9 protein-coding genes are annotated in these 11,709 nt (G+C 61.6%); 5 read left to right on the top strand and 4 right to left on the bottom strand.

What is annotated here, in order from left to right; all coding sequences use genetic code 11:
- Window positions 1–101: 101 nt before the first annotated feature.
- From AB4N48_RS09820 to AB4N48_RS09805, 4 genes are read left to right on the top strand one after another with little or no spacing between them, the layout of a single operon-like run.
- A complete protein-coding gene (locus tag AB4N48_RS09820; RefSeq protein ID WP_076562681.1) occupies window positions 102–884 on the top strand; it encodes a sugar phosphate isomerase/epimerase family protein in 783 nt (260 codons plus the stop codon).
- Window positions 877–1,884, top strand: coding sequence for a sugar kinase (locus tag AB4N48_RS09815; RefSeq protein ID WP_252884303.1), 1,008 nt, complete (start codon window positions 877–879; stop codon window positions 1,882–1,884). The genes AB4N48_RS09820 and AB4N48_RS09815 overlap by 8 nt, the downstream gene beginning before the upstream one ends.
- Window positions 1,885–1,941: 57 nt before the next feature.
- Window positions 1,942–3,240: an MFS transporter gene (locus tag AB4N48_RS09810; protein ID WP_406226687.1), complete on the top strand. Its 1,299-nt coding sequence runs from the start codon at window positions 1,942–1,944 to the stop codon at window positions 3,238–3,240.
- A 13-nt stretch (window positions 3,241–3,253) separates the two neighbouring features.
- Entirely contained in the window at window positions 3,254–4,216 is a 963-nt protein-coding gene (locus tag AB4N48_RS09805; protein WP_460095278.1) for a 2-hydroxyacid dehydrogenase, read from the top strand.
- A 149-nt stretch (window positions 4,217–4,365) separates the two neighbouring features.
- Here AB4N48_RS09805 and AB4N48_RS09800 read toward each other — a convergent pair whose 3' ends face one another.
- The 4 genes from AB4N48_RS09800 to AB4N48_RS09785 form a co-directional block, all read right to left on the bottom strand.
- On the bottom strand, window positions 4,366–5,553 hold the full coding sequence (locus AB4N48_RS09800) for a pyridoxal phosphate-dependent aminotransferase (RefSeq protein ID WP_041480186.1): 1,188 nt from the start codon (window positions 5,551–5,553) through the stop codon (window positions 4,366–4,368).
- A gap of 41 nt (window positions 5,554–5,594) precedes the next feature.
- Window positions 5,595–7,220, bottom strand: coding sequence for a methyl-accepting chemotaxis protein (locus AB4N48_RS09795; RefSeq protein WP_150740940.1), 1,626 nt, complete (start codon window positions 7,218–7,220; stop codon window positions 5,595–5,597).
- Between the two features lie 305 nt (window positions 7,221–7,525).
- Entirely contained in the window at window positions 7,526–8,665 is a 1,140-nt protein-coding gene (locus AB4N48_RS09790; RefSeq protein WP_236169077.1) for a glycerate kinase, read from the bottom strand.
- A 168-nt stretch (window positions 8,666–8,833) separates the two neighbouring features.
- Window positions 8,834–9,955, bottom strand: coding sequence for a sugar diacid recognition domain-containing protein (locus AB4N48_RS09785; protein WP_150635138.1), 1,122 nt, complete (start codon window positions 9,953–9,955; stop codon window positions 8,834–8,836).
- 171 nt (window positions 9,956–10,126) lie between these two features.
- On the opposite strand from AB4N48_RS09785, the gene AB4N48_RS09780 reads away from it, so the two are divergent.
- Window positions 10,127–11,437 (top strand): MFS transporter, encoded by a 1,311-nt coding sequence (locus AB4N48_RS09780; RefSeq protein ID WP_039762752.1) that lies wholly within the window; start codon window positions 10,127–10,129, stop codon window positions 11,435–11,437.
- The last annotated feature ends 272 nt before the right edge of the window (window positions 11,438–11,709 follow it).

The following is an 11,709-nucleotide window of genomic DNA, read 5'->3' as shown; positions in this document are numbered from 1 at the left end:
ATGTGGGGGCGAGCCTGCTCGCGAAAGGGCCTGCAAAAACACTACAGAATCACCTGATTTTTTTTGAACAAAAATGAAACCGGTTTCAGAGGTCAATAACAATGAATAAACCAGCCGTTTCCATCAGTCTGTCCAGCTACGGCGCCGAGCTCGTGCGCCAGCGTGGGCAGGATTGTTTTATCGACATCCTCGCGGCAGCCGGGGCGAATCGCATCGAGTGGCGTGAAGAGCTGCTGACCCGTGAAGACCCGGCGCAACTGGCTCAGGCTACCCAGGCGCAGGGCCTGCAAAGCATTTATTCCTCACCCACCGAACTCTGGCTCGCAGGGCAAGCGCAGCCAAATCCCGAACTGATTACCGCGCTGCAGCAGGCCCAGGCATTTGGCTCGAAATGGCTGAAAGTGTCCCTCGGTTATTTCACCGACAACTCTGACTTGCAGGCACTGGCCGAGCGACTCAAGCAAAGCCCGGTGCAACTGCTGGTGGAGAACGACCAGACCTTGCATGGCGGGCGAATCGAGCCGTTCCAGCGTTTCTTCGCCGCCGTCGAGCAGCACAACCTGCCGATCAAGATGACCTTCGACATTGGCAACTGGCATTGGCAGGACCAGTCCGCCGCCAGCGCCGCACGCGCGCTTGGTCGTCATGTCGGTTACGTGCATTGCAAAGCCGTCGCGCGCCGCGCCGACGGCAAACTGATCGCCGTACCACCCGCCATCAGCGATCTGCATCTGTGGGAACAACTGCTGCGGCACATGGACCAAGGCGTTATGCGCGCCGCCGAATACCCGCTGCAAGGCGATGATCTGGTGCAACTGACCCGCGAACACGTCGCCGCCCTCGCCCGCCTCGGTCAATCGCGCCTGGAGCCAGCTCATGTCTGAGATCGATATTCTTTCTTTCGGTGAAACCATGGCGATGCTGGTCGCCGAGCAGACCGGCGATCTGGCCAAGGTCGAGCAGTTTCACAAACGGATTGCCGGGGCCGACAGCAACGTCGCGATCGGCTTGTCGCGCCTGGGTTTCAACGTCGCGTGGCTGAGCCGGGTCGGTAACGATTCACTCGGACGCTTTGTGGTCGAGACGCTGATCAAGGAAGGTCTGGATTGCAGCCACGTCGAAGTCGATAAAAACCAGCCAACGGGTTTCCAGTTCAAATCGCGCAACGACGATGGCAGCGACCCGCAGGTCGAATATTTCCGGCGCGGTTCGGCGGCCAGTCATTTGTCGCCGAACTCCATCAGCGACAACCTGCTGAGCGCCCGCCATTTGCACGCCACCGGTATTCCGCCGGCGCTGTCAGGCTCCAGCCGGGAAATGTCCTTCGAGCTGATGACCCGGATGCGCAACGCCGGGCGCAGCGTGTCATTCGACCCGAATCTGCGCCCGAGCCTGTGGGCCAGCGAGGGCGAGATGATCCGCCAGATCAACCGCCTCGCCGCCCTTGCCCACTGGGTGCTGCCGGGGTTGAGTGAAGGTCGCTTGCTCACCGGTTTCGACGACCCGGCCGACATTGCTGCGTTCTATCTGGATCAGGGCGCCGAGGCCGTGGCGATCAAGCTCGGGCCTGCGGGTGCTTATTACCGCACGCAGCTGGATCAGGGTTTCGTTGCCGGCGTGCCGGTGAGCAACGTGGTCGATACCGTGGGTGCCGGAGATGGCTTTGCGGTCGGCATGATCAGCGCCCTGCTCGAGCACCAGAGTTTTGCCGAGGCCGTGCAGCGAGCGAACTGGATTGGCAGTCGCGCGGTGCAGAGTCGTGGCGACATGGAGGGGTTGCCTTCTCGCTTGGAGTTGACCGCTGAATTCGCGAGCAGGCTCGCTCCCACAGGGGAACGCATTTCACATGTGGGAGCGAGCCTGCTCGCGAAGAGGCCCGCCTGATCACCGCAAATCAATGAACCTGCTGCGACAAAAACAACAAGCTCAGGAGTCACACCGATGAAAACCGCTACCCTCGCCACCCGCCGCTGGTGGTACATCATGCCGATCGTGTTCATCACTTACAGCCTGGCCTATCTCGATCGCGCCAACTACGGTTTTGCCGCCGCATCGGGCATGGCCGAAGACCTGATGATTACACCGGGTCTGTCCTCGCTGCTCGGTGCGCTGTTCTTTCTCGGTTACTTTTTCTTCCAGGTTCCCGGCGCGATCTACGCGCAAAAGCACAGCGTCAAGAAGCTGATTTTCGTCAGCCTGATCCTCTGGGGTGGTCTGGCCACGTTGACCGGCGTGGTGTCCAACGCCTATTGGCTGATCGTCATTCGCTTCATGCTCGGCGTGGTCGAAGCGGCGGTGATGCCGGCGATGCTGGTGTATCTGTGCCACTGGTTCACCCGCGCCGAACGTTCGCGGGCCAACACCTTTCTGATCCTCGGTAACCCGGTGACGATGCTGTGGATGTCGGTGGTGTCGGGCTATCTGGTGCAGCATTTCAGCTGGCGCTGGATGTTCATCATTGAAGGTCTGCCGGCGGTGCTGTGGGCGTTTATCTGGTGGCGTCTGGCCGACGACCGCCCGGCCCAGGCCAAGTGGCTCAATGAGCAGGAAAAGCACGATCTGGAAAGCGCCCTCGCTGCTGAGCAGGTCGGGATCAAGGCGGTGAAGAACTACGCCGAGGCGTTCCGTTCGCCGAAGGTTATCATCCTCGCGCTGCAGTTTTTCTGCTGGAGCATCGGCGTCTACGGTTTCGTGTTGTGGCTGCCGTCGATCCTCAAGGCCGGCGCGCAGATGGACATGATCGAGGCTGGCTGGCTGTCGGCGCTGCCGTATCTGGCGGCGGTGATCGGCATGCTCGCGGTGTCGTGGGGTTCGGACAAATTGCAGAAGCGCAAACGCTTCGTCTGGCCGCCGCTGCTGATCGCCTCCATCGCGTTCTACGGCTCTTATGCCTTGGGCGCCGAACACTTCTGGTGGTCGTACACGCTGCTGGTCATTGCCGGCGCCTGCATGTACGCGCCGTACGGACCGTTCTTCGCCATCGTCCCCGAGATCCTGCCGGTGAACGTCGCTGGCGGCGCCATGGCGCTGATCAACAGCATGGGCGCGCTCGGTTCTTTTGGCGGCTCGTATCTGGTCGGCTATCTGAACAGCTCGACCGGTTCGCCCGGCGCTTCCTATCTGCTGATGAGCGGCGCGCTGTTGCTGTCGGTGGTGTTGACCATTTTCCTCAAGCCCGGCGCCAGTGATCGCGTCGTCGCCAAAGCCGTCGCCACGCCGCGTGTGCCAGCGCATTCCTGAAAGGACTTTTGCCATGAAAAAACAGGTCGTGCTTTACAAGAAACTTTCGCCTGCGCTGATGGCGCGCCTGCAAGAGCAATTTGACGTAACGCTGATCGAAAGCCTCGACGCCGACGGCCTCATGCAGCTGCGCGATGCCCTGCCCCGCGCCCACGGTTTGCTCGGGGCCAGCCTGAAACTAGATGCCGCGTTGCTGGATCTGGCGCCGCAGCTGGAGGCGATTGCCAGCGTCTCGGTGGGTGTTGACAACTACGACATCGAGTATCTGAATCGGCGCAAGGTTCTGCTGACCAACACCCCCGACGTGCTCACCGAAACCACCGCCGACACCGGTTTCGCCCTGATCCTCGCTGCCGCGCGGCGGGTGGTCGAACTGGCGAACATGGTCCGTGGCGGGCAGTGGAGCCGCAACATCGGCCCGGCGCATTTCGGCACCGATGTGCACGGCAAGACGCTGGGCATCATCGGCATGGGCCGAATCGGCGAAGCCTTGGCCCAGCGCGGGCATTTCGGTTTCGGCATGCCGGTGATCTACCACAGCCAGTCGCGCAAACCGGCGGTCGAGGAGCGTTTCGACGCACAATATCGCAGCCTCGAAGAGTTGCTCCAGCAGGCCGATTTCATTTGCCTGACCTTGCCGCTGACGGCGCAGACCGAACGCTTGATCGGCGCCGAGCAATTTGCGTTCATGCGGCCGGAAAGCATTTTCATCAATATCTCGCGGGGCAAGGTGGTTGATGAGGCGGCGATGATCGAGGCGTTGCGCAGCAAGCGGATTCGCGCGGCGGGGCTGGATGTGTTCGAGCGCGAACCGTTGAATCATGACTCGCCGTTGTTGCAGTTGAGCAACGTGGTGGCGACGCCGCACATGGGCTCGGCGACCCATGAAACGCGTGAGGCAATGGCGCGGTGTGCGGTGGAGAATCTGTTGGCGGCGTTGAATGGACAGCCGCCGGCGAATCTGGTGAATCCTTGATGCTGATCGTTCCCACGCTCAGCGTGGGAATGCAGCCCGGGACGCTCCGCGTCCCTTCCGAAAGTTGGAACGCGGAGCGCCCCTAGAGGCATTCCCACGCGGAGCGTGGGAACGATCAGCAAGGCGCCGGTTCAGGCAATGCAAGACCCTCAGGCACTGCGCGCCTGCAACAGCTGCACCGCACACAACGCAATCCGCGCGCAGGCATCCGCCAGTTTGACCCGATCCACCACCAGCCCGATGCGAATATGCCCCGCCGCGCTCGGCCCGAACGCTTCACCGGCCAACACTGACACCCCGTAACCTTCCAGCAAGCGCTCGGCAAATGCCTGGGCGCCGAGGCCAGTCTGGCGCACATCGACCATCACGAACATGCCGCCATCCGGGCGAATCGGCTGCAACCCAGGGCAACCGTGCAAACGCTCGCACACCAGATCGCGCCGCAAGCGGTATTCCTCGCGCATCTGAGAGACTTCCGGCAGATCACTTTGCAGCGCCACTTGCGCGGCCTTCTGTACAAAATCCGGCAGACCGAAGAGCATGCTCAGCGACAGATTCACCAGATGCTCGGCCAAGGGTTTCGGGCCGATCATCCAGCCGATACGCCAACCGGTCATCGCATGGGATTTCGACAGACTGTTGATCGTTGCGGTGCGCTCGGCCATGCCCGGCAGGCTCGCCGGGCTGATGTGCTCGCCTTCATATAACAGCTCGCTGTACACCTCATCGCTGATCAGCCACAGATCATGACGAATGCACAGCGCTGCCAGCTCCTGCCAGATCAGCAAGGGCAAACTCGCGCCGCTGGGGTTGTTCGGACTGTTGAGCAGCATGGCGCGCGTTCGCGGGGTAATGCGCGCGGCAACATCGGCCGGGTCGACACGGAAACCGTTGTCGGGGCGTACCGGCACCGCAATCACCTTGGCACCGCAGGCGCCAAACACACCTTCGTAAGTGACGTACATCGGCTCAGCGACGATCACTTCATCGCCCGGATCGAGCAGACACTGCGCCACCGAGTACACCGCGCATTGTGCGCCGGGCAGGACAATCACCTGATCAGGATCAACCCGTTGACCACTGCGCTGGCGATGACGCTCGGCAATCAGCCTGCGCAGCTCGAACCGCCCACGCACGTCGGCGTAATGGGTATCGCCGGCCAACAGGCTATCGATCGCGCCATGGACGATCGGCAACGGCGTATCGAAATCCGGATCGCCGACGCTCAACAACAAAACATCAACGCCCTCGGCGCGCAGTTCCAGCGCTCGGTCGTGAATCTGCCAGGCAGCGGCACCCTCCCCGGCGATTCGTTGGGTCAAGGCTGAATAGCGCATGTACGTCTCCTGTTAGCGCGGTTTCCAGCCTTCACCGTATCTCAAATCACGAAACGCGCCACCATCGCGTTCAAATCCACTGCCAGTCGCGACAGCTCGTGGGTCGCGGCGCTGGTCTGGTTGGCCCCGGCGGCCGATTGCGTGGCGAGGTCGCGAATATTGACCAGGTTGCGATCGACCTCGCGCGAGACTTGCGCCTGCTCTTCCGACGCGCTGGCGATGACCAGGTTGCGTTCGTTGATCTGGTGAATCGATTGCGTGATCTGCTCCAGTGCCACGCCAGCCGCGCGGGCCATTTCCAGAGTGGACTGGGTACGCTGGTTGCTTTGCTGCATCGAGGAGACCGCTTCACCGGTGCCGTTCTGGATGCCGGCAACCATTTTCTCGATTTCCTGGGTCGACTGCGCGGTGCGATGGGCCAAGGCTCGCACTTCATCAGCCACCACGGCAAAGCCACGGCCAGCCTCGCCGGCACGCGCGGCTTCAATCGCAGCGTTGAGCGCCAGCAAGTTGGTCTGCTCGGCGATGGCACGAATCACGTCCAGCACCTTGCCGATGTCACGGCCCTGCGCGGCGAGGCCTTCGATCATCTGCGCAGTGTTCTGCACGTCGTGGGTCATGGTCTGGATCGCGTCGACGGTTTTCACCACTTGATCGCGACCTTCACGGGCGGCGTGGGTCGACTGGTTCGAGGCTTCGGAGGTCGAGACGGCGTTGCGCGCCACTTCTTCCACCGCAGCGGTCATTTCGTTGACAGCAGTGGCGGCCTGTTCAATTTCGTTGTTCTGTTGTTGCAGGCCGCGCGAAGCCTCTTCTGTAACAGCGCTGAGTTCTTCGGCAGCGGCGCCCAGTTGCGTGGCGGAACCGGCGATCTGCTCGATGGTTTTGCGCAGGTTGGTCTGCATCGCCGCCAAGGCTTCAAGCAAGCGCGCCGGTTCGTCCTTGCCGTCGACTTCGATGGCTTTACTGAGGTCACCGCCAGCAATGGTTTGCGCAGCGAGCACGGCGCGGTTGAGCGGCGTGACGATACTGCGGGTCAGCAACCAGGCGAGCAACACGGTGGCCAGCGCCGCAATCACGGCGACGATGATGATCCCGGTGATGGCGCTGTCATAGTTTTCACCGGCCTTAATGGCCGCCGCTCTGGCCCCGGCGGTATTCATGCCGATCAGCTTGTTGAGCTGCTCGCCCATCTGATCGGTGCCTTCCTTGATGCGCGTGTTGATCAACGCGCGCATCGCTTCCAGATCGCCTTTGCGCGACAGCTCAATCATCTGATTCTGCGCTTGCAGGTAATTATCGAGCGTCGTCGAAAACGTCTGGAAGACCGCGCGCTCTTCAGGGCCTGCCGGCAACGCAGCGTAGCTGGCCTGCGCTTTGCGCACCTTGTCGACGAGCACCGCGATGCGGGTTTCTGCCTCTTGCAGGCTGGCCGGTTCGCGATTGACCAGCACACGGAACGAGAGAATGCGCATGCGCAGGACGTTTTCCGTGACCACGCTGAGGTGGGTCACGCTTGGCAATTGGTTGGTGTCCATGTCGACCGACGCCTGACGAATGACCGTCATGCGGCTGACCGCGAACACGCCGAGGACAATCACCAACAAGGCGATAAAGGCAAAACCGAGGAAAGCACGTGGCGCGATATTCAGGTTACGCAGGGACATGGTCGGACTCTCGAAAGAAAGAAACTACGAGCGTCCATGCCGTGAGCACTGGCCCATAGCGGGCGACAGTCCGGCGGCACTGAATTGTGGTTTTGTGTGCGCCTGACCGTTGTATCGGCCAGGCTTGAGGAAGGTTTCGGGTCTGCGGTAAATATTTTTCAGGACGTGGCAACAATCAAAAACTGCTCCGCTGCCCTTGGTAGGAGCTGTCGAGTGCAACGAGGCTGCGATCTTTTGATCCTGCTTTTAAAAGTCAAAAGATCGCAGCCTCGTTGCACTCGACAGCTCCTACATAGGCAAGCCGATCAGCGTTGGGCGGCGAGTTGCCAGACCCGAGCAATATCGGTGGCGCGTTCACGCAGCAGGCGCGGAGCTTCGGCGCAGGCTTGTTCGAGCGTCATCGGTCCGCTGGTCACGGCGAAAGCGGCGTCGATGCCGTGTTGATAGAGCTCCTGATAGCCCTCGCCCAAGGTCCCGGCAATCACGATCACCGGCACAGCGTGTCGTTTGGCAACTCGCGCAACACCGAACGGCGTTTTGCCGCGAAGGGTTTGCGCATCGAAGCGGCCTTCTCCGGTAATCACCAGATCCGCACCCTTGACCGCGTCAGCGAGCCCGACCAGTTCCGCTACCACCTCGACGCCCGCCTGAAACTGCGCACCGAGAAAAGCCTTGGCGGCAAACCCCAGACCACCCGCCGCGCCGCTGCCCGGTTCATCGCGCACGTCCCTGCCCAATGCTTGCGCGCAAAGCTCGGCGAAGTGCCCCAGCGCCTGATCGAGCTGCTCAACCTGCGCAGGCGATGCGCCTTTCTGCGGGCCGAAAATGGCCGAGGCGCCGTGAGGGCCGCAGAGCGGATTGTTGACATCAGCGGCGATGTCGAAACGCACATCGGCCAGACGTCGATCAAGTCCACTCAGATCCAGTCGCGCCAGTTGCGCCAAGGCGAGGCCGCCGGGCACCAGCGACTGATTCTGCGCATCCAGCAACTTCACCCCCAGCGCCTGCATCGCCCCGGCGCCGGCGTCATTGGTCGCGCTGCCGCCAATCGCCAGAATCACCCGTTGCGCGCCGGCATCCAGCGCTGCACGAATCAATTCACCTGTGCCAAACGTGCTGCTGATGCAGGCATCGCGCTGTCCCGGCGGGACCAGTTGCAGACCGCTGGCCTCGGCCATTTCGATGATCGCGGTGTGGTTGTGCGGCAGCCAGCCCCATGCGGCTTCGACCGGCGCGCCCAGTGGACCGCGCACGCGGGTGCGGCGTAACTCACCTTCGCAGGCTGCGAGAATCGACTCGACCGTACCTTCGCCGCCATCGGCCATCGGGCATTTGATCAGCGTCGCCTGCGGCCAGACCTGGGCCAGTCCGAGGGCAATGGCTTCGGCAACGCCTTGGGCACTCAGGCTGTCCTTGAACGAGTCGGGGGCGATGACGATTTTCATGGGAATTCTCCGGTTGCAGTGGCGTTCATGCTGCCAGCGGTCGTGAGCGTTGACGCCAGTCGGGTGCACAAGTGGCGTCGACGTTTATTGTTCATTTCCACAAAAGATATGTGTTGGTCGTACCGGCCTCATCGCTGGCTTGCCAGCGATGGCGGCCTCAAGGACAACTCATGGCAATGGATCAGTCTGCGGCAGCAACTGCACCCCCAGATACAACGCCAGCATCCCGTCCAGCTTCAACGGATCAACCCCGCTCAACTCGGCAATCCGCTCCATGCGATAACGCAGACTATTGCGATGAATGCCCAACGCCTCGGCGCAGGCCTGGCTCTGCCCGTCGTGCTCGCACCAACTGCGCAGGGTCGCCAGCAACTGGCCGTTGCTGTCCTTGGCGATGACCTGGCGCAGCGGCTTGAGCAGTTCGTCCAGCGCATCATCGTTGCGATGACGCCACAGCATGACCGGCAAGCGATAACGATTGAGCGTCAGCAGCCTCGAATTCGGCAGCACGTCACGACCATAAGCAAGCAAATCGCCGACTCGTCGGTAACAGCGACGCAACCCTGCCAGACCATCCGCCTGCCCGCCGACGGCGATGCGCAAAATCTTCCAGCCGAGGCCATCGAGTTTTTCCAGCAGGCGATCATGCTCGACGTTCTGGCTCGCCGGGCGACACCACAACAACGAAGACTTCGCCGAACTCACGCACCAACTGTCCGGATAACGCGAGGTCAGCCACGCACTCAGTGCCTCGACGGTTTGCCCCGGGCCGTGCTCGAGCCCCAGTTCAAACAGATACGGCACCCGGGTCAATTGCGGCTTGAGCCCAAGCTGCTGCGCCTCATCGATCAGACGCGGCGAATCCCCCGCTTCGCTCAGCAGCAACGCCAGCAGATCATCGCAACGCTGCCGTCGCCATTGTTGCTCGGCCTGCTGGTTGCGCTGGCCGACCAGCATTTCAGCGGTCATGCGCACCAGCTCGGCGTAGGTGCGCAATTGCTCCGGCTCGCCGGTGATGCCGAGCACGCCGATCAAGCGCTGATCGAGCAGCAGCGGCAGATTGATCCCCGGTTGCACACCTTTGAGATGCACCGCCGTCTGCGCGTCGATTTCCACCACACGCCCGTTGGCCAGCACCAGTTGCGCGCCTTCATGACGGGTGTTGATGCGCTCCGGTTCGCCGCTGCCGAGGATCAGGCCCTGACTGTCCATGACGTTGACGTTGTACGGCAAAATGGCCATGGCCCGGTCGACGATGTCCTGGGCAAGGTCGTGATCGAGTTCGAACATAGCGGCGGCAATCCTTCAGTTCAGGCACGAACGGTTGTTCAGCCGCACAGGGTCTGGCGGCAAACCCTGTGCTCAGGCACAAAGACAATCCGGCCAAAGGTGGCCGAGACTCTCAGGGCGATCAACGTTACCCTTTGCATCGCAAAAAATCATAATAAAGAGAGAGCCGCTATGTCGCAGAGCGCCGCAGCTACCCAGACCATCGACGACGGTAAAAACGCCGTCTACAAACGCATCACCCTGCGTTTGATTCCCTTCATTTTCATCTGCTATCTGTTCAACTACCTCGACCGGGTCAACGTCGGCTTCGCCAAACTGCAGATGCTCGACGCACTGAAATTCAGCGAAACGGTGTACGGCCTCGGCGCCGGCATCTTCTTCATCGGTTATGTGCTGTGCGGCGTGCCGAGCAACCTGGCACTGACCCGCTTCGGTCCTCGGCGCTGGATTGCCTTGATGATGATCACCTGGGGCACGCTGTCGACCTGCCTGTTGTTCGTCACCACCCCGACCGAGTTCTACACCCTGCGCTTTTTCACCGGTGCCGCTGAAGCCGGTTTCTTCCCGGGCGTCGTGCTGTATCTCTCGCAGTGGTTCCCGACCTTCCGCCGTGGCCGGATCATGGCGTTGTTCATGTCGGCAATCCCGGTCTCCGGTTTGCTCGGCAGCCCGTTTTCCGGCTGGATTCTCAACCACTTCGCCGCCGGCCAGGGTGGCCTGGCCGGCTGGCAGTGGATGTTCCTCCTGCAAGGCATTCCGACGGTGATCCTCGGTGCGCTGGCGTATTTCCTGTTGAGCGACAGCTTCGCCAATGCCAAATGGCTGACCGCCCATGAACGTTCCGTGCTCGAAGCCGACCACGCCGAAGACCTCGCCAACAAACCGAAAACCGCCACCGACTCGCTGCTTGCGGTGTTCAAGAACCCAGCGATCTGGGCCTTCGGCCTGATCTATTTCTGCATCCAGAGCGGCGTGTATGCGATCAACTTCTGGCTGCCGTCGATCATCAAGAACCTCGGCTTCAGCGATAACCTGGTGATCGGCTGGCTGAGTGCGATTCCGTATCTGCTCGCAGCGGTGTTCATGCTGGTCGTCGGGCGTTCGGCGGACTTGCGCAAGGAGCGCCGCTGGCACTTGGTGGTGCCGATGCTGATGGGCGCTGTCGGGCTGGTGATCGCAGTGAATTTCGCGGCCAATCCGGCGATTGCGATTCTCGGCCTGACCATCGCGACCATGGGCGCACTGACCGGCCTGCCGATGTTCTGGCCGGTGCCGACCGCCATGCTGAGCGCGGGCGCAGCGGCTGGTGGGCTGGCGCTGATCAACTCGATGGGGCAGATGGCCGGGTTCCTCAGCCCGTACCTGGTGGGTTGGGTCAAGGACAGCACGGGTTCGACGGATGCAGCGTTGTACGTGCTGGCGGCGGTGATCGTCGGCGGGAGTCTGCTGGCGTTGCGGATGACTCGGACGTTGCGGGCCTAATCAGACGCGCAGATCAAAAGATCGCAGCCTTCGGCAGCTCCTACTCTGGAATGCGTTCCCTGTAGGAGCTGCCGAAGGTTGCGATCTTTTTGCGTTTAAGCGGTGCAACCATGCATAGCGCCAGTCGACGCAACATCTATGCTGAATCTGCCGGCCTCTTCGCGAGCAGGCTCGCTTCCACAGGATTTGTGGCTCCTGGATGTGGGAAATAATGAGCATCCGCTCAATATTCAGCACAAAAACCACGTATCCTGCGCGCCCCGTTCAACCAT

The sequence above is a fragment of the Pseudomonas sp. S2_C11 genome, from assembly GCF_054668395.1.
The sequence above is the reverse complement of the archived record's forward strand: the minus strand, read 5'-3'. Positions and strand labels throughout refer to the sequence as shown.

Bases quoted from the DNA above. Each gene is read 5' to 3' on its own strand.
- AB4N48_RS09820 (WP_076562681.1), top strand. From the start codon at position 102: ATGAATAAACCAGCCGTTTCCATCAGTCTGTCCAGCTACGGCGCCGAG.
- AB4N48_RS09815 (WP_252884303.1), top strand. From the start codon at position 877: ATGTCTGAGATCGATATTCTTTCTTTCGGTGAAACCATGGCGATGCTG.
- AB4N48_RS09810 (WP_406226687.1), top strand. From the start codon at position 1,942: ATGAAAACCGCTACCCTCGCCACCCGCCGCTGGTGGTACATCATGCCG.
- AB4N48_RS09805 (WP_460095278.1), top strand. From the start codon at position 3,254: ATGAAAAAACAGGTCGTGCTTTACAAGAAACTTTCGCCTGCGCTGATG.
- AB4N48_RS09800 (WP_041480186.1), bottom strand. From the start codon at position 5,553: ATGCGCTATTCAGCCTTGACCCAACGAATCGCCGGGGAGGGTGCCGCT.
- AB4N48_RS09795 (WP_150740940.1), bottom strand. From the start codon at position 7,220: ATGTCCCTGCGTAACCTGAATATCGCGCCACGTGCTTTCCTCGGTTTT.
- AB4N48_RS09790 (WP_236169077.1), bottom strand. From the start codon at position 8,665: ATGAAAATCGTCATCGCCCCCGACTCGTTCAAGGACAGCCTGAGTGCC.
- AB4N48_RS09785 (WP_150635138.1), bottom strand. From the start codon at position 9,955: ATGTTCGAACTCGATCACGACCTTGCCCAGGACATCGTCGACCGGGCC.
- AB4N48_RS09780 (WP_039762752.1), top strand. From the start codon at position 10,127: ATGTCGCAGAGCGCCGCAGCTACCCAGACCATCGACGACGGTAAAAAC.